We start from the raw sequence: 26,789 nt of genomic DNA, 5'->3' as shown, positions 1-26,789 counted from the left end.
CCTTTTTCATTTGCTGCTTTTTGCTGAGTTTTCTGGAATGAGTTCAAGAAACCGTTGGATAAAAAACGCCCCTTCGTTTGTCCCCATTGATTCAGGGTGGAATTGGAGTCCTACGATCGGCTTTTGTCGATGCTGGATCGCCATGATGATCCCTTTTATTTCAGCCAATACCTCAAATTGTGCAGGAAGGGTCGCTGGCTCAATGACCAGCGAGTGATAGCGCATGACAGTCATGTCTCCTAGGTAGGTTTCGAATACGCCTTTTTTCTGATACGTAAGGCTCGATTGCTTGCCGTGCATAATGGCTGGTGCTTGGACCACTTTGGCACCAAACGCTTCTCCAATGGCTTGATGACCTAAGCAGATCCCTAAAAGCGGCTTGCTATCATGGTGTGTTTTGATCAAAGGAATCATGAATCCTGCCTCTGCGGGACGTCCTGGTCCTGGGGAAAAAATGATGGCATCTGCTTCTTCAGCAACAAGGAAAAGGTCTGGATCATCATTTCGCAAGACGACTGTTTCTTCTGGACAGAGCTGGAGAAGATTGTAAGTAAACGAATCATAGTTATCGACGAGTAAGATCATTGGCTGACACCTCCAATAGTGCTTTGGCTTTGTGTAAGGTTTCGTGGTATTCAGATGAGGGATCAGAATCATAAACGACACCCGCCCCTGCCTGGACATAAGCGATCGCGTCTTTCAAAACCATTGTCCGAATCCCGATGGCAAAATCCGCTTGATCGTTTCGAGAAAAATACCCAACAGCTCCCGCATAGACCCCTCTTCGAACAGCTTCCCATTGATAGATGCGAGTCATGGAACGAATCTTTGGTGCCCCGCTGACCGTGCCTGCTGGCAGGGTTGCTTTCAAGGCATCCATTGCCGTCACACCTGCTCTGCGCTTGGCAGCCACAACCGAAACGATATGCATGACATAGCGGTATTTCTCAATCACCATGTATAAAGGAACATGAACCGTGCCATGTTCAGCGATTCGGCCCAAATCATTGCGCCCCAGATCGATCAGCATTTGGTGCTCTGCACGTTCTTTTTCATCTGCTAATAGTTCCGCCGCCAAAGCTTCGTCTTCTGCTTTGGTTGCCCCTCGTTTGCGGGTACCAGCGATTGGATTTGTGGTGATCGTTGTTCCTTGAACCCGAATCAAGCTTTCAGGTGAACTGCCGATCACTTTGAATCCGTGATCGAAATCAAGATAATAGAGGTAGGCAGACGGATTCGTCACTCGCAGTTTTCGGTAATAGTCAAAAGGATCTTGCGTAAATGCTGCTTGCAGACGTTGGGAAGGAACCACTTGAAACATATCCCCTGCCGTAATTCGGGCTTTTGCCTCACGAACGATCATTTCATAGGCATGTTGAGTAACATTACTTGTAAAATGCAGCTTTTCATTCGATAACCCACGGGTCTCAGCTGCGACTGGTGTCCTTAATTGCTGCTGCACCGCTTGGAGTACCTGCTCCATCTCGGCGGTCCCCCTTTGGCTGTAGCAATTTTCAAGGATGATCGTCAAGGTTTCCCTTTGATGGTCCAGAACGAGAAAGGTTTCAAAAAGCCAAAAGGCCATATCAGGCACCTGCAATTCATCTGCTGGCAATTGTCCAATGTCTTCATAGCAAGCTGCGATATCATAGCCCGCATACCCGATCGCCCCACTTTGCAACGGCAGATCCGATAAAGCGGTGATTTCTTTTTTGACTACATACCGTTCCATTTCTTTTAAAGGGTCCTGACAGGGATACTTGTTGATCGTTTTTTCCAAAAGATCCTCTACTTGAAAAACACCATCCTTAAAGGTTAGTTTCTGAACAGGATCAAAGGTGAGGATCGAATAGCGTCCCGTATCTTCTTCTCTGGGAATACTTTCCAGTAAACATTTATGCGCCCCTTGAATCCGTAAAAACACTGAGACAGGTGTCAAACAATCGCTGTTGATTCGTTCCATTCGATACATAAGCTGCTCCTTTCTTTGTAAACAAAAAGCCCTCAAGCAAACATCATAAAAACGTCTGCTTGAGGGCGAATGACCGCGGTACCACCTCAATTGAAAGTTGCCTAAAAAAGCAACTTCTTCTCTATCAACCGTCTAACAACGGTCTTCCTCTATAACGGGAGTTCCCGCATTTTCCTACTGCCAAAAAAGGGTTCAAAAAATGATCGGCTAAGGCCATTTCCTTGATTTCTTGGTATCGGACTCTCATCACCGCCGACTTTCTGTAACCAAAAAGGACTCAAGTACTTCTCTTAGTTTGATTTTACGTTTATTTTTCTATTGGTTGAAGGGCAAGAAAAACAAAAAAGCCCTCATGCAAACAAATTCGTCTGCATGAGGGCGATTACTCACGGTGCCACCTCAATTGGTTCTCTAGATCGTCTATCAACGATCGTTCTCTGTAACGGGAGATCCCGAAAAAAGCCTACTGATTTCAGCCTTTCGACACAAAAGTCCATTTCTGAAGCGTCAATCTGCTGATTTACACCACCATCAGCTCTCTGCAAGACGAACGTCCTCATACTTCTCTTTTGTTTGGTCTTTACTAGTTATTGGTAGCTATATTACGTGGCTTTTGCTGATCTGTCAACAGAAAAAAGCGAATTTTCTTTTTTGTCTCCTTTTGACAATACAAGAAAACAACCTACAATGGGTTGCCTTAACCAAAATAAATAGACATTCTTTTGGACAAAAATCGCCTTCACTTCTTTCAGCGTATTTAATTATAGCTGCTACTCTATTTAAATAATATTTGTTTTTTTATAACCCTTACGTGAAGATCAAAGAGTGAAAGCTTTGCTATAATTTTGCCAAAAAATCGACATTTATCCAAAATTTTCATAACATCATGAAAAAACAGAATTGTTATTTGAAATATTCTTCTATATGATTGAACCGAATGTAAGAAAGGGTGATTAAATGCACATAGACAAATTATATTTTTCCACCTTTATTTATAAAATGAGCTGCTTAGAATTTACTTACTCTCTCATTCAATCCAATGAGAAAAAAGTCGAATTATCCGAGGAAGAACAAGCAGAAATTGAATGGATCATCAATTCTGCGCTCCATCGAAAACTCTACGCCTCTCGCAAAAAGAGTCTTTTTTCCTCAAAAATAAAATTGTCGAAAGAAAGTTATTCTATGTATTTGCGTATGAAGAAATACGAACACATGATAGACCTCTAACCGTTAAAACACATAAAACAAACGCATTCCTTTAGACAGTTACTCAGAAGGTTGCCGATCCCATCTTTTTTAATAAAAAAAAACATCATCCAGTGAATTGGAAATAGCAAAACTTGCCTTTTTCGTATAAAATCAAAAAGAACACGAAAGAGTTGTCTTTCATCAAAACAGTCAATGTGACTCTTTTGACCTTCAAGACTCGGAAAGGAAGTTTTTGTCATGGATGGGATGATGAAAAAAATCATTACGGAGAAGGATTTATTACGTCAGATCCTTCTCTTGGAACAACTGGCGAATCACAAAATGATCACTGCCAAGCAACTAGCAAAATTGATCGATACGACGGAGCGAACCGTTTTTTCCGATCTAACCTATATTCGCCAACAATTGCCTGATGGTTGGCAGATCGAAGCTGCCAGTAGTGGCTTTGCTCTGACCCATGATGGGCCATTGTTGATGAGTCAGCTCTGGGAAACGTTTTTCCCTCAATCGATCGGTGTTTCTTTGATGAAAGCATTGCTTTTTTCCAGCGAACTCCGTACGCAAGATATTCTTAACCAAACAGGGACATCCTATGAGACCTTGCGACGACATGTGACAAAATTAAACAAAAGTCTCACTGATTTTTCGTTGCGGATTCGGATCACCAATCGCATGATCCGCTTTGAAGGAAGTGAGATCAACATCCGTGTTTTTTTTCATCGCCTGTTACTGCCATACACCCATAACAATTACTTTTTTGAGGAATATACGATTCATGAGTCCCACTATTATCATTTCTTGGATCGCTTAGCAAAAGCCAAGCTGCAGATCGAAGTGGAACAAATCTACGGTACCTGCTGGTTTTTTATCAATACGATTCGCATCAAAGCCAATTGCCGTATCGATTCCTTTGAATTTCAGGGGGACGATCCCCTTTATAGCCTTTTCCAACAGCCATTAAGCCAGCTGTATCAAAAAGAAGGCGTTTATTTAGAATGCAGCGAACACTTCTTTAGCTTCTACTGCTTCTTAGAAAGTTGGAACTACAATAACGACTGGTCCGCAACGATCCAAGCAATTCTTGAATCCTACAAAACTATTTATCAGAAAACGACCCATTTTGTTGGAAAACTAGACCGCTTGTTGCAGTTGTCTTTAGCTAGTGATACACAACTGATTGAGAATCTACTGTTGCTTTTGATCAAATCGCAAGAGTCAGCCAAGCTCTCAGAACTGTTCGGGCTCGAATTTCACGAGATCCAACGGTTAAATCAACCCTATTCGCTATCGATCGAAGCGACGATCCATGACTTTTTAGAAGAGCAAACAGCCAGTCAATCGGAAATGAGTTTTCCATTATGGTCAACCACCACCTTACTGATCCAACAAGCGATTTTACAGATCAATCCCATTCGCGCAAAAGGGTATTTTGTTTTCCAAGGTGAGCCTGCTTGGAAAGCTTACCTCCTGCAAGAATTGAATGACTTCCTCGGTGCCCGCATCCTTTTATCGGCGATCGAGCCTGGTCAACTAGAAGCGTTGGCGGAAATCGAGGTTGATTTTATTCTCTCAAATTTCCCTTTAGAGGAAGTATCTGTTCCAGTTTTTTACTTATCGATGGTACCAACGAAAAATGAGCTCAATCAAGTGACTGAGCTCATCCAAACCTATTATTTAAGCTATCGCTAGAATCATCAAGCTGCCGCTACTGCTTCACTGGAGCGGCTTTTTGCCGTCCTTGCAGCTTATTCGTAATAAATTTCTCACCCTCAACGACTGCGAAAAGGAGTGCGCCGTTAGCAGCGATACTCAACTGCTGCATCAAGGTCAAAGAACCGATCCCTAAAAGCTGGTGTCCTAGAGGGGTTAGGAAAATCGCTGCCTGTAATACGATCAGCAGTGAAAGAGAAACGAATAGCGCTCGGTTGGCAAACAGTTGGCGATTCAAGGCTGGCTTGACCAGCTCCCGACAGTTCAACAAGTAGACCGCTTGGGCAAAGACGATACTTTGTAGCAGCATGCTTTGCTGAAGGACCGTTCCCTCAAATTGAACCGCTAAGACGTAAGAAGGAATCATGATCAACAGCGAGACGTAGAAGATGCGGAACAAGCTGTACCAAGACAAGATGCCTTCTTTGATTGGCCGTGGTGGTCGATTCATGACATCCGCACTTGCCTTTTCAAAACCGAGTGCGTAAGAAAGCGTGATCGTTGTCACCATATTTACCCATAAAATTTGGACAGGTGTCAGTGGCAGTGGTCGGTTCAACAAGAGTGCCGCAATAACGATCAATCCTTGAGCAACCGCAGTTGGTAAGAAGAAGTTGATGGTTTTCTTCAAATTATCGTAGATTCGACGACCCACTCGGACGGCATTGGCGATCGTATGAAAATTATCGTCTGCCAAAACCATATCGGCTGCTTGCTTGGTTACTTCACTGCCTTTGATCCCCATAGCGATCCCAATATCGGCTTTTTTCAGCGCTGGTGCATCGTTTACGCCATCACCGGTCATTCCGACGATCTCTTCATTCGCCTGCAAAGCACTAACGATCCGTAATTTATGCTCAGGGGTCGTTCGAGCAAAGATGTCTGTCTTTTGAACTGCTTGCTGCAATTCTTCCTCCGACAATAGATCGATTTCTAGCCCTTCCAACACGTGATTCGTGTGCTTCAAGCCAATTTGCTTGCCGATGGCTTGAGCGGTCTTGCCATGGTCTCCTGTGATCATTTTGACTTGGATGCCCGCTTGCAAGCACTCTTTTACCGCTTTGATGGCACTGTCTTTCGGAGGATCAATGATACCAGCGATCCCGACAAAGGTTAAATTGGTTAGCCCTTCGTGGGACAAGGACTCCTGCGCCGACAGCGTCAGATGCGCAAAGCCGATCAGCCGCTGCCCTTTCGCTGCTAATTTTGCACTTTCATCTAACCACCATTGCTTTTGATCTGAAGTCAGTTGGCTTTTCTCAAGCAACACTTCGGGCGCACCTTTGACAAAAACTACCGAGGCATTCGGCTCTTCTTGATTTTGATGGCGTGTTGCCATGTACTTGTAAGAGGAACTAAAAGGAATCTTATCGACTGTTTTACGCAATGGTTGCTGCGCTGATTCTGCGTATTGTAACAAGGCTTTTTCGGTTGGGTTCCCAACGAGATCCGCAGCCTTTTGTCCTTCGTCTTGCTTCAAGTCTTGACAATTTGCCATGATATCAAGCACCGTTGCTTTATCCACGTTTGACTCAACTAAAACATCGACGACCGTCATTTCATTTTTGGTCAAGGTTCCTGTTTTGTCTGAACAAATCACCGTCATGGCACCTAGTGTCTCCACTGATGGCATCGTTTTGATGATTGCTTGCTCCTCAGACATTTCCTTGACACCCATCGATAAAATCATGGTCAGCACGGCTGGCAAGCCCTCAGGAATCATCGCTACCACTAAGGCGATACCTGATGAGAACAAGAGATCAAGATCAAAGCCGTAGCGGAAGGTAGTAAAGAAGATCAAGAAAACCACTAATCCGATAATGCCTTTAAAGATTTGGTGATTCAATTGCTTCATTTTTTTGATCAACGGGGTTTCTTGCGCTTTCACAGACTGAATTGCTTGATTAATCTGGCCGATTTGTGTATCGTCGCCTGTTTCAACGACGATCCCGCTGGCAGTTCCGCTTTCTACATGGGTACCAGAAAACGCCATGTTCCGCTGGTCACCAATTGTACTTTCTTGAGTAATAGGCTCGGTCATTTTTTGAACAGGCTCAGATTCGCCAGTTAAAATCGACTCTTCAATCACAAGATCATGGGTTTCGATCAAGCGCATATCTGCTGGTACAACATCTCCTGGTCCTAAAACGACTAAATCTCCATTTACTAAGGAAGAAACAGCAATTTTCTTTTTGCGGCCGTGAACATAAATCGTTGCTTCTTGCCCCATGAACTGCTTCAATCCATCCAGTGATTCTTGGGCTTTGCGCTCTTGCCAGTAGCCGACGAATCCATTGATGACGACGACCGCCATAATAATGCCGCTTTCGATATAATCACCAGAAATCCCTTTTAAGACGGCTGCGACGATCAAGACCAACATCAGTAAGTCGGTAAAGTGCTTGCCGACTTTCTTCCATGTGGGGATCTGCGCTGCCTCAGTAATTTTATTTTCACCTTGCTTTGCTAAACGCTGGTTGCGTTCTTCGGAGGAAAGGCCCTGCCGTGTTGTTTGCAATGTGTGTAATAGTTCTTCTGTTGTGTTTTTGTACCAATTCATATTTTTTTCCTCCTTGTTTATTTATTTGATCTGAACATAGTATAAGACATTGAAACCATAAAATTCTGGCGATAATTTCAGCGGGGCCTGAAAAAAATGAGTGCTTTTCTTAAAGGGGAAGAGCGGCTTGGTCGCGTGGCTTCACACAACCAACTGAAAACGTCCGTTGATTGTTTTTGCAGGTGGAATCAAGTAAACTAGGACACACCCAATCAATTTCTATCTGTCCATCATCCAAAGGCAAGATAGACGAAAGGAGCCAAAGAAATGGCAATCTATACCGATACAAAAATCGCTCAAGGACCTTTTCTTTTCATTTCTGGTCAAACGCCGTCGCAAGACGGAGCCACACCTGAGGCCCCGCAAGAGCAAACAACCATCGTTTTGAAAAAGATCGAACAGCTTCTATCAGCCAATCAACTGTCCTGGTCATCAGTGGTCAAAATGACCGTCTTTTTAACAGATGCTGCCTACTTAGCTGCTGTCCGTACGGCGTTTACAACTATTTTGGCAGAAAACAAACCAGCCATGAGTCTCGTCATCGTTGCCGGCTTGGTTGCCCCTGAATTTAAAGTAGAGATTGATGCACAAGCTACCTTGGCTTAAGCACAGAGAAAAACACCAAAAAAACTTCGTACAAAAGGCAGTAGCCAATACGAAGTTTTTTTGGTGTTATCTTCTTATTCAGTCCTATTTGAAGCGTCTGATTCAGTCTTTTTTTGCCACTGTTCCACAAAACCAGCGATGGCTTGAGCAGTCTGTTGAGCATTCACTAAGGTTCGCTTTTTCTCCATCGCTTCTGTCAACGAAATCGGACCTTGCTGGATACAAAAGACGGCAGATAGTAGTTGCGGCAGTTTTCCTAGATCGTCGCTTCGGGAGCCGCAGATGGCAACAACCGGGACCTGATGTTTGTGGGCGAGCAACGCGACGCCATAGGGTACTTTTCCCCCAGCGGTTTGCCCATCGATGCGTCCTTCACCCGTGATCAACAAATCTGCTTCTTTGATTTTTTCCTCAAACCCAACCAATGAAGCGATCGTCGCAAATCCAGGAACCAATTGACCACCTGCCAAACGAACAGCACCACCAAGCCCACCTGCCGCACCAGCACCAGGGACTTCCAGATCGATCCCCGTGGTCCGCTTGATGTGCTCAGCCAAGCGCTTTGCCTGCTGATCCAACTGCTGGATCGTTTCTTGGGATGCCCCTTTTTGCGGACCAAAAACCTGCGCAAATCCCTGATTGCCAAAATAGGGATTCGTTACATCGGCCAATGCAAACAGGTCAATTTGTGCAAGCAGAGGGTTCAACTGGCTGAGCGCCAGAGATTCTGCTTGCAGCAAAGGATTGTTTTCCATCCGCTCGTTTCTTTGAATGGTTGCTCCTAGCGCAAGTAAAAAGCCTACACCCCCATCAGAAGTGCCGCTACCGCCAAGGGTCAGGTAAATTTTTTTCACACCTTGCCTGCAAGCTGCTAAGACCATTTGGCCTAAACCAAAAGAAGAGCTATTGCGGGTGGTCTCGTCACTAGGTTCCACGAGTTGCAACCCAATCACTTCTGCAGATTCAATCAGGGCAATTTTTTCTTCCTTGATTTTGGTGACCAACATACGGGCTTGCAACTTACCGCCTAATGGAGCGGTCACTGAAACCGTTTCGTAATTGCCTCCCAGCGCAGCAATGACTGCTGCCATTGACCCTTCTCCCCCATCAGCGATTGGGATACTGCGTGTTTCCCACTGGTCTGAAAACCCGCTTAAGACCGCTTGATTTAGTTCTGCGGATGTGGCACTTCCTTTGAAGGAATCGATCGCTGCTACAACTTTCATTTTTCTACCTCTCATTTACGATCATCTCTTTCCCAAAAGTTGGAATACTTCGCCTTATAATCAACTTGTAGTTAATTAAATCAACCAAAAATTAACTAGTAATCCATTGTAAGTCATCTCTTATCCTCTTATGATAGAAGTATACCAAACAAACCTATCGGAGGTGCACTATGGACTTACCAATTGGCGAGGAAATCGCTCGGAGAAGAAAACAACGAGGTATTACCCAGCAAGAATTAGCAGTGTTTATGAATGTGTCCAAAGCATCCGTTTCGAAATGGGAAACGGGGCAGTCTTATCCAGATATCACCTCGCTGCCCTTATTAGCAGCGTATTTTGATTGCAGTGTCGATGAATTATTGATTTTGGACTCGCAGCTATCTCCTAAAGAGATCCAGCGCATCTATCAATTACTAAAAGACGCCTTTCAAACAAAAACACCAAGCGAAGTCCTCGCGCTGGCACAAAGTTTTACCAAACGGTATTACTCTTGTTACCCGTTCTTATTACAGATGGGCTCCTTTTACTTAAATCATTGGGATCTTTTGCCAGATGTCCCTGTAGCAGATAGCTCAGAAGGACACCCCTCTGAAGAAGCCTTGATGGAAGCGAAGAAAACTACCTATTTGAAAGAAGCAGAAATCCTTTACCAACGGATCATTGCGCATGGTGACAATGCGTTGGCACAACAAGCGCAACAAATCGAAGCCTATTGTCTGTTGATGAGAAACAAACCCGATGAGGTCTTGGCGATCCTTGGCACGAAAACGCCGACTTTATTACCTAGCGAACCACTGATTGCTGCCGCATTTCAGCAAAAAAATCAGTTGCAACAAGCTGAGATCGTGACGCAAAGTGCGATTTACCAATACTTGATTCTTTTTATGAGCTTACTGACAAATTATTTGGCAATGCTCACACAAGACGAGGAGCAACTGGAAAAAACCTTTGCACGTGGGCTGGCACTCAGCGAGAGCTTCCAACTGGCCCAGCTGCATCCTATTTCTTTACTGAATTTTCTAGCCGCTGGGATGGTTTCTTTTGCCGCTTTGGGAAAAGAAAGCTTATTGCTGCAAGCATTAACGCTGTATGTGAAAACATTAGCAGACACGCCTGAGGAAATCGTTTTGAAAGGAGACGATTATTTCAACAGCATCGATGAGTGGATCAGCGAATTAGAATTAGGCAGTCAGATCCCGCGGAACTCAGACAATGTCAAAAAGCAATTTCTCGAAATCGCGCAGTTCACACCATTATTTGAACCTTATCTGAAGCAACCACTATTTGAAGAATTATTTCAGCAGCTGCAAAAACTGTCCGAACAAGAAAATGAGCCACAAAGGAGGGCTTCACATGAATAGTGTTTCACTAAATATACCAGAAAATATATCTGATTATTTGCCCGTACTGATCCCCTTGATTGTTTTGCAATTGGTCCTGATCATCTTGGCGGTTCGCGATATTTTAAAACAAGAACAGTTTAAATTCGGCTCCCGCCTTCTTTGGCTTTTCATCGCCTGTTTTGTTAGCCTGATCGGTCCTATCCTTTATTTTGCTTTCGGAAAAGAGGGCCAACAATGAAGATGATCGAGATCAACCATTTATCCAAGCGTTTTGGGCGCAAACAAGTGCTGCAAGACCTAACCTTTTCGGTTCCAAAGGGCAGCGTTGTGGGGTTTGTCGGGGAAAACGGCGCTGGCAAAACAACGACCATGAAGGCGATTTTAGGATTGCTCCCCATTGATGAAGGCGAAATCATCGTTTGCGGCGAGCCGGTGCAATTCGGCTCAGCCAAGACCAATCGCTGGATCGGCTATTTACCAGATGTACCGCAGTTTTACTCGTTTATGACAGCTGTAGAATATTTGACTTTTTGCGGAAAGATCCAGCCCAATCAAGAATCTTTTCAGCCTCAGCGGGTGATGGAAGTTTTAGCGTTGGTAGGCCTGGAAGCTTCGAAACAAAAAATCGCTGGCTTTTCTCGAGGCATGAAGCAGCGTCTTGGATTAGCTCAAGCATTGATCAACCGACCAGCTATCTTGATTTGTGATGAGCCGACCTCTGCACTCGATCCTTTAGGTCGCAAGGCCTTTCTTGATGTATTGGCTAAAATCAAAGAAGAAACGACAGTTCTTTTTTCATCCCATATTCTCGCAGATGTCGAGCAGCTGTCAGATTACATTGCGATTTTGCACAAAGGCCAGATCCAGGCGTTTGAACCGATGGATTCCTTAAAAAAACGTTATCGAAAAACCGCCTTTGGGATCGTCTTTACCAACGAAGGTGAGCATGTGAAATTTGCCAATCTGTTAGCATCCCACGGCATTGCGGCAGAAAGAAAGAACAATCAATTACTGATCGACGAAACTGCCGACACGAATGTTGGAAAGCAGTTGCTGCGATTGCTCAATGAACAACAGATAGTACCTGAATCCTTTCAACGGATCGAACCGACTTTAGAGGCGATTTATTTGGAGGTGATCAAATGAAGGTGTTTCTTGTTTTCTTAAAAAAAGAATTTCTCGGTGGTCTTCGCAGCAAAAAACTGCTGATTTGTTTGATTCTGTTTGCGCTGATTGGTATGCTCTCTCCCTTTACCGCGAAAATCATGCCCGATTTGATGGCCAGTATGATGCCAGAATCGATTGAGGTCACGATCGCTGATCCGACTGCGATCGATGCATGGCTGCAGTTTTACAACAATATTGGAACGATTGGTCTGTTGGTATTTGTAGTTCTTTTTACCGATACGCTCTCTGCCGAAATAGCCCAAGGGACCTTTATTCAGCTGATTACGAAAGGATTACCGAAAACGACGATCGTCTGTGCCAAAGCTGGCTATTTAACGATTCTGTGGTCTTTGAGTTACCTCCTAAGTGCCAGTGTCAGTGCTTTTTATACCTTGATCTATTTCGATGATTCCAGCGCTGCTCAAGTCCCTAGCGCATTGTTCAGCTATTGGCTGTTTGGTTTACTAGCAATCAGCATCCTGCTGCTAGGATCCAGCTTTGCTAAAAGTATCTATCAAGGTTTGTTGTTTATTGGCGTCTGTTATCTGATGGGCATGTTAGGCAACCTATGGAGTCAAGTAACAAACTGGAATCCTTATTCCCTTTCCAGCCAATTTCCTAACTACTTAACCGACCAAATCAAACTAGGGGAACTGCTGCCAGCGCTGCTGCTGAGTTGCTTATTGATCATCAGCTGCCTAGCGGGGGCTATTGCTGTTTTGAGAAAAAGAAACTATTAAAAAACCATCGGTGCAAATGTTGTACTGACCTCCTATAGGTAGACGTTTCGTCTAACTCTTGGGGGTCACTACCTGTTGCACCGATGGTTTGCTTCTGCTAGTTTATTCTAGTTCTGCTGTTTCTTGAACGTTCACTGCTTTTTTTGCCTGTGTTTTTTGCTCGATCCGCATAAAGAAGCGCATGAAGAAGGCAATCAAATAGATAGAGAAAGCGGAAATGAGGGCTTCTTGCCAAGAAAAAATCAGGAGATTCAACAAGATGATGATCAGATTGGTTAAAAAGACACCACTAGATTTTCGAATGCCATAGTATTTTTCAAAAATCAGCGGCGGAATCGTGACCCCACCATTGGAAGCACCGATTTTATAAAGTGAAAAAATACCGAAGCTAAAGAAGAAACTACCTAAAATCAAGGAAACAGAATAAAAACGCAAGAGCATGATCTCTGGTAAAAGCGCCAGAAGAACGGGAAATGCCAGACTGCCGATAACCGTATTGACAAAGACCTCTCGCTTTAAAAGCAAAAATGCCAACGCCAGCATCAATAAATTAATCCCCCAGACAACGATATGACGATTGATCGACCAGCCGGTTTCGATCAGGTAGCCGATCGACCCGACACCAGCAGAAGCAATACTGTGAGGCAAAAGGAAAAAGTTTAATGCGATGCAGATCCACAGCACCCCAAGCAATAAAGCAAGATTTTTTTTGATAAGTGATTCCATCAACGTTCTCCTTTCAATCTGGCAACTAATTTTATGGATAAAAGCTTCTGTCTATTCTATCAAAAAAAGCTCAAAAGAAAGAACCATTTTTTTCATGAAAACATGAAAAAAATGATTCTGAACTTCAAGAAAGCATGTTGGTTTTCATCACAAATGCACAGGCTTTAGGCTGTATAGCAGTGATACATCGCAAGCATTTCTTCTGCGACTGCTTCTTGCCATCCCCCTGGCTGTAACATGCATTCTTCCATTGATGGCAAATGAACAAAGCGAACAGCCAACTCTGAGCCTACAATCAATTGGTAGGACATTAAGCGATTTTTTTGCTGCAAGAGCAGCTGATGCTTTTCAGGGGCAAGAAAAGGCGCTGTTAAGTCTGCCAATTGCTTCAATGCCTCCGATGTACAAAGTCTTTTTTCGGGTGCGACACTGATCAATTGGTTGACCTCTGCTAATTTCATTGCCTCGATCACCCGCAGCGTTGCTCGAGGATCATGGATATCCGTCAAAAAAACCGACTGGCAGCCTTGCAATGCCCGAACGAGTCGTCCTAAATCGAGAAAGTCACCATCAATGATCGTCTCACGCGCAGCATCGATCTCATGCAAACGCTCCGTTGCACGGCGGGCATAGAGTACGAGTGGTCGATTGGTTCTTTCCAAAAGTTTTTGCCGTGATCGCTGACCGATCGTGCCAGCAGCACCTAAAATCGCAAGTCGTTTCATAAGCTCCCTTTCATTTTTGAAAAATTCAAGCCTCGTTCTTTGAGTAGAAAAAATGGCTTGTCATAAAGTCTGGTTGACGAGATTGGCTTTGCGTTGACGCAGTCGTTCTTCAGTCGGCAGAACATGCTCGTCGTAATGTTCCAATTTGTATTCTAAACGTTCAACAGCTTCCGTCATATCTGAGATTTTCTCCCGCAAAACTGCAATTTGTTCGGCTAACAGCTGCTTGCGCTCAGGAACCGTCCCTCGCCCTTCTTCAAATAAAGCCAGGTAATGACTCAGCCCATCAATCGATAGTCCAGCGTTGCGCATTTGCCTGGTAAAGGTGATCCATTTTAAGTCGTCATCATCAAATTCACGAACACCGTTTTTATTGCGTTTGACCGGCGGAATCAGCCCAATCTTTTCATAGTAACGGATGGTATCAGCTGAGACGCCGCTCAGTTCACTGACTTTTTTGATATTCATGGCTTCACTTCCTTGTTTTGCATTTTTTCTTCCTCACTCGTGGTGTATTCTCTCTTTAATCAAGGAACCACTTTTGACTGTGTCTGATTATTCCGCTCCTACCACTGCATGAGGCAAGTAAGGCTCTTCCAAATACGCAATCTCTTCGGCAGTCAGCTTTAGATCAAGGGCAGGTAATGCATCTAATAAATGGCTTTCTTTTGTTGCGCCGATAATTGGTGCGACCACTTGTTCTTTTTGTAATAACCATGCCAAGGCGATTTGCGCCCGTTTGCTTTGGTGTTTGTCAGCGATCTGTGCGACCCGCGCCACGATCTCTCGGTCTTGTTCCATCGTTTTGTCGTACTTTTGATTGGCGGTTTTATCCGTTAAGTACCGTTTGGTCTCTGCACCCCAATCTCTTGTTAACCGTCCGGCAGCCAATGGGCTATATGGCGTCACGGCAATTTTTTGATCGGCACACAAGGGCATCATTTCTCGCTCTTCTTCTCGATAAAGCAAGTTCAAGTGATTTTGCATCGAAACAAATTTGGTCCAGCCATTTTTTTCAGCGACTGCTTGTGCTTTGGCAAATTGCCAAGCGTACATCGCAGATGCGCCGATATAGCGTACTTTTCCAGAAACTACCAAATCATGTAATGCCTTCATGGTTTCTTCAATTGGCGTGTGGTAATCCCAACGATGGATGATATACAAATCAATGTAGTCCATTTGCAGGCGTTTTAAGCTTTGTTCGACTTGATAAAAAATCGCTTTTCGGGACAAGCCTCCACTGTTAGGTCGCTGTTTCATTTTAGAATATAGTTTTGTGGCAACCACGATCTCATCTCGTGGCGCAAAATCATTCAATGCTCGACCGACGATTTCTTCGCTCGCTCCATAAGAATAGACATTTGCCGTATCAAAAAAGTTGATACCCAGATCCAAGGCTTTTTTGATGACTTCACGACTGTCGTCTTCTTCTAACACCCACTCATGAAACCCGCTGTTGAGATCGCCAAATCCCATTGTCCCTAAACACAAAGGTGACACATCAAGTCCTGTATTGCCAAATTTTACATAGTCCATTTGTACGTCCTCCTGTTTTTTTTAAGTTACACTAAGCATACAGGTTGAAGTGCACTCTAAGTCAAGCGAATCTATAAACTTTTTTTTATTTTACTGTCAATTGACTCAAAAGGACATGCTTTTTGTCGTGCGTTTCATTTCAAATCAGCTTTTGGTACACTAAAGATAAGTATTGATACGCTATCTAGCCGAGAAAAAGGAGCGAAAGATTTTGACTTGTATTTTTTGTACTGCCTCAAAACATGCGATCATTGAAAACGAACGCTTTTATGCGATCGCTGATAAGTACCCCGTCACCCCTGGACACTTGCTATTGATCCCCAAAGCGCATCGCAGGGATTATTTTGCTCTCACCCAAGAGGAATTACAAGACTTGCAGGCTTTGTTGCAGGAAGGCAAAGCTTATTTATTGGAAACCTATCGACCAGACGGCTTCAACATCGGCTTCAATTGCGGGGAGGCTGCTGGAAAGACGGTCTTTCATTGCCATTGTCATTTGATCCCACGCTACCAAGGCGACGTGGAGCAGCCAAAAGGCGGCGTTCGAGGCGTGATTCCTAACAAGCAAGCCTACTAAACACAAACAAGCGGTTTCTCCAGCAAAGGGAAACGGCTTGTTTATGTTTGTTAAAATGAGGACACTTAGGAATTGATCGCTGAATGATTCATCAATCGATTGATATGAACGCCTAGATAGACGATTTCATTGACAGGGATCTTCGTTTGGTATTCTTTATCGATATAGGCTTTGACTTTTGTCGCGATCTCCATAGCATTCGGATAAAGAGCCCACATTTGACGGTATAGTCCTTCATCTTCTTCTTGCAGCAGCCCATCCAAAAAGAATCGGTCAACGAAGAAACGCACGTGGGTGATAAAGCGATTGTAATGGATCGAATTGGTGTTGACGTCTTGCTGGATCGAGTAGCGCACCATATTGACGATCAACCCGATCAATTTGGCCTTTTTCAACCCATCTTGATTTTCCTCGGTGTTCGACTGGGCATTGATCAAATGAAACGCGATATTGGAGGCTTCTTCTTCTGGCAGCTCAATTTGATACTTCTCTTTCAACAAACGTAGTGCCTGTTCGGCGGCTCGAAATTCATCTGTATAGTAATTCTTGATTTCCCAATAGAGCCGATTCGTCACACTCAAGCCTCTTTGCTGACGTTCTACAGCAAAGTGCAAGTGATCCGATAAGGTGAGGTAAATCGTTGAATTTAGCGGATATGGCAGCATTTTTTGCGCCAGCTGGACGATTTCTTTGGTCATTTCAAAATAGTACAACGGAATCTCATCCACTAAATCGGCAAACTGACCTGATTTTTTTTCATCGATTGGCAGAAAAACTTGATCGATCTGGGTATCGGCTATGCTGTCGCCGACTTTCTTTCCATAGCCGATGCCTTTCCCAAGTGCAATCATTTCTTGGCCTTCCTTATCAACAAGTACGACACTTGAATTTAAGACTTTCTTGATGTAAATCATGCACTCTCGCTCCTCACTGTTTATTCTGCCAAACTTGCGCCATTGGTGGCGATCACTTCTTTGTACCAGTCGAAGGAATCTTTTTTCAAACGGTCATAACTGCCGTTTCCTTCATCATCGGCATCCACATAAATGAAGCCATAGCGTTTCGTCACTTGTGACGTACCAGCACTGACCAGATCGATCGGTGCCCAAGAAGTATAACCAATCAAATCGACCCCTTCATCGATGGCTTCCTTCATTTGTTTGAAGTGTGCCTTGAAATAATCGACCCGATACGGATCATGCACTTGGCCGTCTTCAAGGACATCCACGGCGCCCATACCATTTTCAACGATCATTAATGGCACTTGATACCGATCATACAATGAAAGCAAGGAGATTTTCAAGCCTTTAGGATCGATCTGCCAGCCCCATTCAGTTGATGGCAGCTTGGGATTTTTTACCCCTAAAACCGTATTGCCCGGTGTCCGTTCGGCATTTGGATCACCTGATTCGGCCATAGACATATAATAACTAAAGGAAAGAAAATCAACGGTGTGATCTTTCAAGTTTTGGCGGTCTTCTGGTGCCATTTCAATCTTGATCCCGCGTTTTTCCAGATCTTTTTCAATCATTCGCGGATAAGCCCCTTTGACTTGAACGTCCGCATAAAAATCATTTTCCAAGTTTTTCTTTAAGGTCAATTCAACATCCAATGGGTCACAAGTCAATGGATACGTCATTAGTTTCGTTAACATACAGCCAACTTTATTGTTTGGGTTTTTCTCATGAGCGATTTTGGTCACTAATGAGCTGGCAACAAATTGGTGATGAAGGGCTTGATAAACCTCTTGCTCTTCTTTGCCTGCTTCTGATTGTTCTGGAATGATGCCTGCTGTTGTAAAGGGATGACGATGGATACTGTCGATTTCGTTAAAGGTCAGCCAATACTCCACATACTCCCCAAATTCTTCGAAACAGACGGTTGCAAAGCGGACAAAGTCATCGATCACTTTGCGTTCCACCCAGCCATTGTACTTCAAGCTAAGGGCTAGCGGCATTTCATAGTGAGACAACGTTACGATCGGTTTGATCCCCAAGCGCTGCATTTCTTGAAAGACATTGCGGTAAAAAGCGATCCCTTCTTGATTGGGTGTCGTTTCTTCCCCGGTTGGGAACAAACGGGTCCACGCAATCGACAATCGCAACACTTTAAAGCCCATCTCCGCAAACAAAGCCAAATCTTCTGGATAGCGGTGATAGAAATCGATTCCTCGCCGTTTTGGATAGATGGTATCTGTTGGATCTGCCATCGCTTCTTTGACGGCTTCTACGGTCACGCTCATGTGCGCCGCATAATCTTTGTTATCGACATGAGGTTTGTAGGTCGCCACATCCGCCACCGACAAGCCTTTGCCGCCAAGATTCCAACCTCCTTCTACTTGATTTGCGGCGATAGCGCCACCCCATAAGAAGTCCTTTGGAAAAGTTGTTTCAGTCATTTTTTCAATCCCCTTTTACATTGTTTTTATTGCATTGCTCATTTGTTTAGACGAGTGGTGCGATCGATAGGACACCTTGGTCGCTTTGCTCATCGGTTGATTCGATCGTTTTGACTGTAAAGTTTTCTTGATTGGTGACCACACAGATCACGATTGGATCAAAACCAGCTGCTTTGATGGCATCTAGATCAAATTGGATCAGCGGTTGCCCTTGTTTCACTTGATCCCCCGCTTTTACGTAAGGGGTAAAGTGTTTGCCTTCTAATTGGACGGTATCCAACCCGATATGAAAGAGCAGTTCTGCGCCATTACGGGTTTTTAACCCGATCGCATGGTTGGTTTCAAACAACATCGTGATCTCGCCATCTTCTGGTGCGATCAATTCGCCAGACGTCGGGATGATCCCGAACCCTTCTCCGATCATACCGCTTGAAAAGACTTCATCGTTGACTTCAGATAAAGCTACCACTTGCCCATCTACTGGTTTGCTCAATACTTCGGCTTTGGGATCGGCAACAGTCGTCTTATTTTCTACCACTTTGTCTTTGAATAAGAAAAGGACAAGGACAAAGGAAACAGCAAAGGATACCCCTAACGTGACCAATGCCCACACAAGATTCATCGGGTTGGCTTCATCCACGAACATAGTGATACTTGCTAGACCAGGGCCAACTAATGCGAAGGCCTTGATGGCAAACAAACCAGCCACCGCTCCACCAACTAGGCTGGAAGCCATCACGCCGTAAAGCACTCGTTTATGCAGGATCGTCACCCCATACAAAGCAGGTTCGGTGATGCCAAAAAGGGCGGAGATGCCTGCAGAAACAGCGGTTGAACGAAGTTTTTGGTCTTTGGTCCGAACACTCACCGCAAAACAAGCACCAGCTTCTGCAATGTTATGTGCCAATGAGGCAGGCAAGTATAACAGCTCTGCCCCCATCTCACTCATGGACGAAACAGCATAGGGAATCATGGCTTTGTGCATACCAGTAACCACCATCAATGGTAAAACAGCGGCTAAAATCCCTGTTGCCACCCAACCTAAATGGGCATACAGCCAAATGATCGCTGCTGAAAAAATCGTTCCGACTTCAAAGCCTAATGGGCCTAAAATCAATAAAGCAACTGGAACCGTAATAACTAAGCTCATCATTGGAACAAAGAAGATACGGATCGGTTTTGGTGAGATTCGGGTAAACAGCTTTTCAATTTGAGCGTAAAATAAAACCGTTAAAATGGCTGGAAATACTTGTGACGCATAGGCGATATTTTGTAAACCGAAGCCCATGAACGCTGCGCCATCTGTCAATAGTGTCGTTAGTTCAGGCAAAATCAAGGCACCGACAGCGGAAACCGCCACCAATTGGTTGACCTTTAATTTATTTGCCGTGGTGATCGCCACTAAAATCGGTAAGAAATACAATGGTGCGCCACCGATCAGATTCAAAATTTGATACGTCTGGCTCGTATTGTCCATCAATCCAGTGACAGAAGCAAGTAACAGTAAGGATTTCAAGACGCCCCCTCCAGCGACTGCTGGAATCAACGGTTGAAAAATCGAGATAATAAAATCAAGCAGGACCGCACCCCACGATTGTTTTTGTTTCGTTTCACTTCCTCCATCCGCTGTTAGCTCATGACCTAACACGTTCATAACCTCATCATACACTTCGACGACATCATTGCCGATGATGACTTGGCATTGGACATTTTGTCGCACCCCAATCACGCCATCGACTTTTTCCAAGGCATCTTTTTGTACGAGGCTATTGTCTTTTAAGGTAAAGCGCAAGCGTGTGGAGCAATGTTCCAAATGTGCGATATTTTCTTTTCCGCCAATCAACTCAACGATGGCAGTTGCCGTTTCTTTTACATTCATAATTTTCTTCTCCTTTAATTAGTTTTCCTTTGTTGGCCAAACAAAGAAAAAAGCAGGCAGCACCTACAAAAACATTGAACGGAATCCAACGATCCCTTCCATGTTTTTTATAGGTCCTGCCTGCATTACCAGTCACATGCCTGTTTTATTACTTGCATAATACCATGCTTTATTTGAAAACGCAACCACCGTTTGAAAAATATTTTGCTAAGCCTTTTGCTGAAACGACAAGTTTGCTACACTTAGTGGATAATCAGTTGTTTCGTCTTCCTTGGCTTGCACCAGAAGCAAGAAGAACAACGCTGGCTAAACGTATCACAAGAAAGGATGAATCGGATGACTCCATTGAATCACTCATTGCATGTTGCCGTCCCAACAGCATTTGATCATGCAGAAAGACTTGACACGAAAAGGACGATCGCTCATATCTTGCAACTGCAAAAGCAAGGGATCAAATCGGTTTTGGTGTGCGGCTCCACCGGTGAACAGCACTCATTGACCTTGACAGAAAAAAAACAGCTTCTACATGCCTTAGCGCAAGAAACCAGCTGGGCAGCCGATTTCGAAGTCCTCTTCGGTTTAGCTGGCATCGTATTTCATGAAACGCTCGCGTTGGCAGAAGCAGTCAGCAAAAATCCCCGAATCGATGGTGTGGTTTTAGGCTTTCCCCCTTATCTTTGCCTGACGCAAAAGGAAACCGTGCTCTATGCTCAGGGATTGATCCATACTTGCGAAAAACCAGTTATTTTATACAACAATCCCCGCCGCACGGGCTTTGATTTATCTGCAGAAAGTATCTTGACCTTGATCGCTGACCCTCGGGTGATCGGCTTAAAGGAAGCTGGCAGGAAGGAGCGAGTGCCTCAACTAAAAACAAAGACGGCTGCCGATTTTCGTTTTTATGCTGGTGGTGAAGCGGACTTGGCGGAAAAGGTCGCACTAGGGTTTAACGGGCTGTCATCAATGGCAGGAAACCTTTGTCCCAAGGAGATCCAGGTGATTTGGCAGGGCTTATTGAAAGGTGATGCAACGATTTCTACGTCGAATGAATGGCAGAATATGGAACAAGCAGCTGCTGGCGATCCAACCAATACCATCAGTTACCTTCCGTGGCTCAAGCAGCAAATCACCATTGATGGACAGCCCTTTGGCTTTTGTCGTCAGCCGCTAGGTCTAGAAACAATTGATCGGTTTGGCACTGGCTCAATTCCCCCTCATCTAGCACATGAAAGGCAGGAGAACCAGACAAATGAAGATTGATGCACCGATTGATCCACAACTAAAGCACTATATTGAAAGCTCCATCATCCCGCAATACAACCAATTGGATAGCAGTCACTCCCCAGCGCACGTCCACCAAGTGATCCAAAATAGTTTTGAAATTGCTGAAACATTGCCCGTTGACCTGAATATCGTCTATACGGTAGCTGCCTACCATGATATCGGCTTGCTCTATGGCCGCAAAAACCACGAAAGCAATTCCCGCAAGATCGTTGAACAAGATGCTGTGTTGCCACGCTTTTTCTCTCCTCCAGTCATTTCAATGATCGGCGAAGCTGTAGAAGATCATCGCGCCTCGCTGCCCTATGAGCCTCGCTCGCTTTATGGCAAAATTATTTCCGAAGCCGATCGCGACTTAGATTTTGAGCGAATCCTCAAGCGAACCTTGCTTTTTGCTTATGAGAAAAAGCAGCTGACAGATTTAGAACAATTGCATCATGAAGCGTATCAGTACATTTCAAAGAAATACGGTCCTCAAAGTGAGCTGAAGGTTTGGTTGGATTATCGCAAAAACCAAGACGGTTTGGCGATCATCTATCAAAAATTAGCACAACCTGAAAGCTTCCGTCACTCCTTTGAAAAAATCGTGCCGTTAGTTATCGCTACAAGCAAAGAAACTGACGATTGACACTTTGATCCAGCACCAGACTTCAAATAGGAACCCTCTGATTCAGCGCCGCAGTTGTGTCTGCACTGAATCAGAGGGCTTTTACTGTTATTCTAAACGTTCTTTCTCCACTAAAAACCCCCGCTCCTTCGTTGCTCCTACGCGCCTATTCAAATCAAAGGGTAGCAAGTGGTTTTCTTCAATCAACAGTCGCCCCTTCTAAATAACCTTCCTTTTTTCACCGAATTTACTCTTTGTAAGCAAGATAGTTTGCTGAAAATAAAAAAAATGGTATTTTTATTTTATCAAGTGATAAAATATTAGGAGGAATCGTTATGTTTTTGGCAATCAATGAAATACGCCATTCCAAATTGCGTTACGCCCTAGTCACAGGGGTCATGTTTTTAATCGCCTATTTGGTCTTTTTTTTAACTGGGTTAGCTTATGGGTTGGCTCAAGATAATCGGATGGCGGTCGACAAATGGGAGGCAGATCAAATTTTGTTGACCGAAGAAGCAAATGATAATTTAAACATGTCGATGCTTCCTCGCAGTCTTTATGATGAAGTCGATGCACCAGAAAAAGCAGTTTTGGCGCAAACCGCTGGAGTTGTGACCAAAGAAGACAACGGTGAAAAAGTCGATGTCACCTTTTTCGGCATTGATCCAGATCAATTTTTAGCACCCAATATTACCGATGGCGAGATGTTTGCTTCAGATGATGAAGCGGTCGCCGACAGCAGTATTGAGGAAGAATACGGGATTTCCATTGGTGACACCATCAAATTAGCAGGCAGTGACAAAAAATTGAAAATCGTCGGTTTTACAGATAACGCCCGCTTCAGTGTCGCTCCGGTCCTCTACACCTCGATCGGTGCTTATCAAGAAATTCGTTTTGAAAAAGAAGATGATTCTGAAAATGCCCGTATCAACGCGATCGTGACTCGCGGCAAAATCAAAGAAGTGCCAGATGATCTGGTCGCTACGGATATCAGCAAATTTATTAATGAATTGCCTGGTTACAACGCACAAGTGCTGACCTTTGGCTTTATGATCGGGTTCTTGATCGTGATCGCTGCCATCGTTATCGGTATTTTTATCTATGTGCTAACGATGCAAAAATCAGAAATTTTTGGTGTCATGAAAGCTCAAGGGATCTCTAGCCGCTACATTGCTTTTTCGGTGATCGCCCAAACGTTCTTATTGGCAACCTCGGGTGTTTTGATCGGTGGTTTGGCAACGATCGGTACCGCCCTCGTGTTACCTGCGGCAGTGCCATTCCAAATCAATCTATTATTCTTTGCTAGTATCAGTGTCATGATGATTCTGATCGCGATGCTAGGTGCTTTCTTCTCGGTGCGAACGATTGTAAAAATCGACCCATTGAAAGCAATCGGATAGGAGGAAAAAACATGAGTGCCATTGAATTCAAACAAGTCAAAAAATCATTTAAAGATGGGGACGCGACAATTGAAGCCTTGAAAGAAACCAACTTTTCGGTAGAAAAAGGCGAATTTGTCGCCATCATCGGTCCTTCTGGCTCTGGGAAAAGTACCTTTCTAACGATCGCCGGTGGTCTGCAAGCCCCCTCTGAAGGCGAAGTGTTTATCAATGACGAACCCTTCAGTAAACAAAAAGAAAAGCAACGGGCAAAAACTCGTTTCAAAAAGATCGGCTTTATTTTACAAGCTTCCAACCTTGTCCCTTTTTTGACGGTCAAAAAGCAACTCCAATTAGTGGATAAGGTCAGCAAAGAAACCCAAGAGCAATCAGCAACTGAATTGTTTGAACAACTTGGGATCGAAAAGCTGCAGAACAAATACCCCGATGAACTTTCTGGTGGTGAAAGACAGCGTGTGGCTATTGCCCGAGCGCTCTATCATGATCCCACCATCATATTGGCAGATGAACCAACGGCGAGTCTTGATTCAAAAAAAGCCGTCGAAGTCGTCAAAATCTTAGCAAAAGAAACCAAAGAAAAACAAAAAGCCACCATTATGGTGACCCATGATACCCGTTTAACAGATTATTGTGATCGGGTTCTCGTCATGAAAGATGGCGTTTTAGAAGAAAAAGAACACACGAAAAAAGAAGCCGAATCAGATGATTCGCAGAAGGAGCAAGCATGAAAAAAATTATTGTTGTCGGTGCGGGCGTGTCAGGATTAGCTGCTGCTGTCCGTTTGCAAAAACTTGGCTATGACGTCACCCTCTACGAAAAAGAAGGTCAACCTGGGGGCAAAATGAATCAGATCAAGGAAAACGGCTTTACCTTTGATGTGGGCCCCACCATCGTGATGATGCCTGAAATTTATCGTGAAGTGTTTGAATTTGCTGGCGTTGATCCGAATGACTATATTCCTATGGAGAAAGTCGATCCGATGCTGCAGCTATATTTTGCCCAAGACGAACCGCTGACCTTCTCAAATGACTTAGTAGAATTGACCAAAACGCTAGAAGCGATCTCAGAAGAAGATGCTCAAGGCTATTTTGCCTTTTTAGCAGATATTTACAAACGCTATGTGATCGCCAAAGAGTCCTTCATCACCAAGTCGTTTCGGACATGGCGAGATTTTTACAATCCCAAATCATTATGGGCAGGGTTAAAGCTGCGAACGTTTAGTGACGCCTACTCTTCCATTTCTAAATTTGTCAAAGATGATCGCCTGCGTAAATCATTGGCGTTTCAAACCTTGTATATCGGTGTCTCCCCTTACCAAGGGCCGTCCCTTTATACGATCATCCCTATGATCGAGTTGATGTATGGGGTCTATTTCATCAAAGGCGGCATGTATACGTTAGCCACTGGTATGGCACGTTTGTTCCAAGAATTAGGCGGTACGATCCATTACAATACGCCGATCGATGAATTATTGATCGAAAACAAGCAAACCAAAGGCGTTCGTGTCAATGGAGAAACGATCACCGCAGATGCCGTGATTTGTGCGGCTGATTTTCCTTATGCCATGGAAAGCTTGATTCCTGATGAATCAAAACGTGGCAAATACACCAATCAAAAAATCGCTTCGATGGATTACTCTTGTTCTTGTTTCTTGCTTTATTTAGGTCTGGACAAAAAATATGAGGATAGCGCACTCCACAGCATTTATTTTGCCAATGATTTCAAACGCAATGTAGACGATCTTTTCGAGGCTGGCAAGCTGCCAGAAGATCCTTCCTTCTACTTGTATCGCCCAACCCTGAAAGATGCTTCCTTAGCACCTGATGGTCAAGAAGGTCTTTATGTTTTAGTCCCAGTACCTGAATTATCTAAATTTGATCAATGGACGGATGAAACGATCCAAAGCTACCGCCAGCAGATCATTGGATTATTAAAAGAAAAAACGATCTTTACGGATATCGATGAACACATCGTGTATGAAAAAATGTATACGCCAGATACGTTCAATGATCGGTTCAATGCCTACAACGGTGCGACATTTGGCTTGAAACCGACCTTAGCCCAAAGCAATTACTATCGTCCCCATAATAAATTTGATTATGCAGAAGGCCTATACTTCTGCGGCAGCAGTACGCATCCAGGAGCGGGTGTGCCAATCGTGATGCAAAGTGCCAAGTTAGCTGTGGAGGAGTTGTTAAAAGATGACCGTTAAATCATTAAGCGTCTTTGATGAATACGACAACGATTTTTTATACTGTGAGGCCATCATAAAAAAGCATTCGAAAAATTTTCATACCGCCTTTTCTCAATTGCCAAAAGACAAAGCCCGCGCCGTCTATGCCGTCTACGCCTTTTGCCGACGTGCCGATGATGCCGTCGATGAAAAGCAAGACCCATTGTTGATCGAAGCCATGGAAAAACGCTTGGAAGAAATGCAAAAACAAGTATCAGACGATACGATCGACTTGCCGCAAGCCGTCAAGGAAGAAGATCCTGATGAAGCCATTTGGCGGGCATTGACCCTTTCTTTCCAACAGTTTGATCTGCAATTTCAACCCTTTTTCGACCTATTGGTGGGGCAAAAACAAGACCTTGACTTCCAGCAGCCCACCTCTGAAAAAGAGCTTTCTGACTATAGTTACTACGTAGCTGGCAGTGTAGGTCTGATGCTCTTGCCGATTCTCTCGCAAGCAGCCGCTGCGATTCAAGAGCCTGCCATCAAATTGGGTGAAGCGATGCAGCGCACCAATATTTTACGTGATATTGGCGAGGATCTGCGGATGGGCCGCATCTATTTGCCGCAAACGGTCTTGGCGCAATACAACCTTTCGCGAGAGGCTTTAGCAGCTGGCAATCAAAACCCGCAGTTTATCGAGATGTGGGAACACGAGGCGCAACTGGCAGAGACGCTTTATCAAGAATCTTTTGTCATGATGCCGCAAATCGATGAAGATTGCCGTGAAGCTCTATTAGCAGCTGCTTTGATCTATCGGGAAATCTTGACTGTGATTCGCAAAAACAACTATCAAGTATTTGCTGAAAAAACAGCGGTACCGAAACAACGGAAAATCCAACTTTTGTTTACCGCGAAAAAAATGCTTCGTCAGGAACGTTGGGAGGGCTGACT

Annotated in this window: 24 protein-coding genes and 2 other annotated features; of the genes, 13 read left to right on the top strand and 11 right to left on the bottom strand. The window is 44.2% G+C overall.

Translation table 11 applies throughout. From position 1 onward, the window contains the following. Positions 1-6 precede the first annotated feature (6 nt). Positions 7-585: an aminodeoxychorismate/anthranilate synthase component II gene (locus IGI77_RS06910; protein WP_422704389.1), complete on the bottom strand. Its 579-nt coding sequence runs from the start codon at positions 583-585 to the stop codon at positions 7-9. Continuing rightward, a complete protein-coding gene (gene trpE / locus IGI77_RS06905) occupies positions 566-1,972 on the bottom strand; it encodes an anthranilate synthase component I (protein ID WP_438769767.1) in 1,407 nt (468 codons plus the stop codon). The genes IGI77_RS06910 and trpE overlap by 20 nt, the downstream gene beginning before the upstream one ends. A 58-nt stretch (positions 1,973-2,030) precedes the next feature. Beyond that, positions 2,031-2,277 (bottom strand) — a binding site (T-box leader). 66 nt (positions 2,278-2,343) lie between these two features. After that, positions 2,344-2,556, bottom strand: a binding site (T-box leader). An 862-nt stretch (positions 2,557-3,418) separates the two neighbouring features. Here trpE and IGI77_RS06900 point away from each other — a divergent pair. Further along, the gene (locus tag IGI77_RS06900; RefSeq protein WP_438769766.1) at positions 3,419-4,870 is read left to right on the top strand and encodes a helix-turn-helix domain-containing protein; all 1,452 of its coding nucleotides are present in this window, start codon (positions 3,419-3,421) and stop codon (positions 4,868-4,870) included. Between the two features lie 16 nt (positions 4,871-4,886). Here the strand turns inward: IGI77_RS06900 and IGI77_RS06895 are convergent, their stop codons facing one another. After that, complete coding sequence (locus IGI77_RS06895) at positions 4,887-7,451, bottom strand: HAD-IC family P-type ATPase (RefSeq protein WP_123833876.1); 2,565 nt, start codon at positions 7,449-7,451, stop codon at positions 4,887-4,889. Between the two features lie 267 nt (positions 7,452-7,718). Here IGI77_RS06895 and IGI77_RS06890 point away from each other — a divergent pair, with 267 nt between their 5' ends. After that, a complete protein-coding gene (locus IGI77_RS06890; RefSeq protein ID WP_373192088.1) occupies positions 7,719-8,057 on the top strand; it encodes a RidA family protein in 339 nt (112 codons plus the stop codon). 74 nt (positions 8,058-8,131) lie between these two features. Here the strand turns inward: IGI77_RS06890 and IGI77_RS06885 are convergent, their stop codons facing one another. Continuing rightward, positions 8,132-9,283, bottom strand: coding sequence for a glycerate kinase family protein (locus IGI77_RS06885; RefSeq protein WP_218213058.1), 1,152 nt, complete (start codon positions 9,281-9,283; stop codon positions 8,132-8,134). Positions 9,284-9,453: 170 nt separating this feature from the next. On the opposite strand from IGI77_RS06885, the gene IGI77_RS06880 reads away from it, so the two are divergent. From IGI77_RS06880 to IGI77_RS06865, 4 genes are read left to right on the top strand one after another with little or no spacing between them, the layout of a single operon-like run. Further along, a complete protein-coding gene (locus IGI77_RS06880) occupies positions 9,454-10,644 on the top strand; it encodes a helix-turn-helix domain-containing protein (protein ID WP_159160443.1) in 1,191 nt (396 codons plus the stop codon). Continuing rightward, positions 10,637-10,864 (top strand): PLDc N-terminal domain-containing protein, encoded by a 228-nt coding sequence (locus tag IGI77_RS06875; protein ID WP_431394861.1) that lies wholly within the window; start codon positions 10,637-10,639, stop codon positions 10,862-10,864. The genes IGI77_RS06880 and IGI77_RS06875 overlap by 8 nt, the downstream gene beginning before the upstream one ends. Next, complete coding sequence (locus IGI77_RS06870) at positions 10,861-11,772, top strand: ATP-binding cassette domain-containing protein (RefSeq protein ID WP_438769765.1); 912 nt, start codon at positions 10,861-10,863, stop codon at positions 11,770-11,772. Before IGI77_RS06875 ends, IGI77_RS06870 begins: the two co-directional genes overlap by 4 nt. Continuing rightward, on the top strand, positions 11,769-12,533 hold the full coding sequence (locus tag IGI77_RS06865; protein WP_438769764.1) for an ABC transporter permease subunit: 765 nt from the start codon (positions 11,769-11,771) through the stop codon (positions 12,531-12,533). The genes IGI77_RS06870 and IGI77_RS06865 overlap by 4 nt, the downstream gene beginning before the upstream one ends. Before the next feature lie 102 nt (positions 12,534-12,635). Here IGI77_RS06865 and IGI77_RS06860 read toward each other — a convergent pair whose 3' ends face one another. From IGI77_RS06860 to IGI77_RS06845, 4 genes are all read right to left on the bottom strand, one after another. Continuing rightward, the gene (locus IGI77_RS06860) at positions 12,636-13,259 is read right to left on the bottom strand and encodes a YitT family protein (RefSeq protein ID WP_438769763.1); all 624 of its coding nucleotides are present in this window, start codon (positions 13,257-13,259) and stop codon (positions 12,636-12,638) included. A 164-nt stretch (positions 13,260-13,423) separates the two neighbouring features. Further along, on the bottom strand, positions 13,424-13,984 hold the full coding sequence (locus tag IGI77_RS06855) for an NAD(P)H-binding protein (RefSeq protein ID WP_086295033.1): 561 nt from the start codon (positions 13,982-13,984) through the stop codon (positions 13,424-13,426). 60 nt (positions 13,985-14,044) lie between these two features. Beyond that, complete coding sequence (locus IGI77_RS06850) at positions 14,045-14,452, bottom strand: MerR family transcriptional regulator (protein ID WP_034868481.1); 408 nt, start codon at positions 14,450-14,452, stop codon at positions 14,045-14,047. A gap of 87 nt (positions 14,453-14,539) precedes the next feature. After that, positions 14,540-15,520, bottom strand: coding sequence for an aldo/keto reductase (locus tag IGI77_RS06845; protein ID WP_438769762.1), 981 nt, complete (start codon positions 15,518-15,520; stop codon positions 14,540-14,542). A gap of 211 nt (positions 15,521-15,731) precedes the next feature. Between IGI77_RS06845 and IGI77_RS06840 the strand changes: the two genes are divergently transcribed. Continuing rightward, positions 15,732-16,097, top strand: a complete 366-nt coding sequence (locus tag IGI77_RS06840) for an HIT family protein (RefSeq protein WP_438769761.1) — start codon at positions 15,732-15,734, stop codon at positions 16,095-16,097. A gap of 65 nt (positions 16,098-16,162) precedes the next feature. Here IGI77_RS06840 and IGI77_RS06835 read toward each other — a convergent pair whose 3' ends face one another. From IGI77_RS06835 to IGI77_RS06825, 3 genes are read right to left on the bottom strand one after another with little or no spacing between them, the layout of a single operon-like run. Continuing rightward, complete coding sequence (locus IGI77_RS06835; RefSeq protein ID WP_438769760.1) at positions 16,163-17,011, bottom strand: PRD domain-containing protein; 849 nt, start codon at positions 17,009-17,011, stop codon at positions 16,163-16,165. Between the two features lie 20 nt (positions 17,012-17,031). Beyond that, positions 17,032-18,495, bottom strand: a complete 1,464-nt coding sequence (locus tag IGI77_RS06830) for a glycoside hydrolase family 1 protein (RefSeq protein WP_438769759.1) — start codon at positions 18,493-18,495, stop codon at positions 17,032-17,034. A gap of 46 nt (positions 18,496-18,541) precedes the next feature. Further along, on the bottom strand, positions 18,542-20,374 hold the full coding sequence (locus IGI77_RS06825) for a beta-glucoside-specific PTS transporter subunit IIABC (protein ID WP_266166836.1): 1,833 nt from the start codon (positions 20,372-20,374) through the stop codon (positions 18,542-18,544). Between the two features lie 336 nt (positions 20,375-20,710). Here IGI77_RS06825 and IGI77_RS06820 point away from each other — a divergent pair, with 336 nt between their 5' ends. From IGI77_RS06820 to IGI77_RS06795, 6 genes are all read left to right on the top strand, one after another. Beyond that, the gene (locus tag IGI77_RS06820) at positions 20,711-21,634 is read left to right on the top strand and encodes a dihydrodipicolinate synthase family protein (RefSeq protein ID WP_438769758.1); all 924 of its coding nucleotides are present in this window, start codon (positions 20,711-20,713) and stop codon (positions 21,632-21,634) included. Next, on the top strand, positions 21,624-22,283 hold the full coding sequence (locus tag IGI77_RS06815) for an HD domain-containing protein (RefSeq protein WP_005225715.1): 660 nt from the start codon (positions 21,624-21,626) through the stop codon (positions 22,281-22,283). The genes IGI77_RS06820 and IGI77_RS06815 overlap by 11 nt, the downstream gene beginning before the upstream one ends. A gap of 314 nt (positions 22,284-22,597) precedes the next feature. Next, positions 22,598-23,662, top strand: a complete 1,065-nt coding sequence (locus IGI77_RS06810; RefSeq protein WP_005235249.1) for an ABC transporter permease — start codon at positions 22,598-22,600, stop codon at positions 23,660-23,662. Positions 23,663-23,673: 11 nt separating this feature from the next. Further along, positions 23,674-24,390, top strand: a complete 717-nt coding sequence (locus IGI77_RS06805; protein WP_005225713.1) for an ABC transporter ATP-binding protein — start codon at positions 23,674-23,676, stop codon at positions 24,388-24,390. Next, positions 24,387-25,874, top strand: a complete 1,488-nt coding sequence (locus IGI77_RS06800; RefSeq protein ID WP_005235239.1) for a phytoene desaturase family protein — start codon at positions 24,387-24,389, stop codon at positions 25,872-25,874. The genes IGI77_RS06805 and IGI77_RS06800 overlap by 4 nt, the downstream gene beginning before the upstream one ends. Continuing rightward, on the top strand, positions 25,864-26,787 hold the full coding sequence (locus IGI77_RS06795; protein WP_438769757.1) for a phytoene/squalene synthase family protein: 924 nt from the start codon (positions 25,864-25,866) through the stop codon (positions 26,785-26,787). The genes IGI77_RS06800 and IGI77_RS06795 overlap by 11 nt, the downstream gene beginning before the upstream one ends. Positions 26,788-26,789: the final 2 nt, after the last annotated feature.

This window comes from Enterococcus sp. DIV0213h, assembly GCF_051711285.1.
In the GTDB taxonomy this organism is placed as follows: Bacteria; Bacillota; Bacilli; order Lactobacillales; family Enterococcaceae; genus Enterococcus_D; species Enterococcus_D casseliflavus.
The sequence above is the reverse complement of the archived record's forward strand: the minus strand, read 5'-3'. Positions and strand labels throughout refer to the sequence as shown.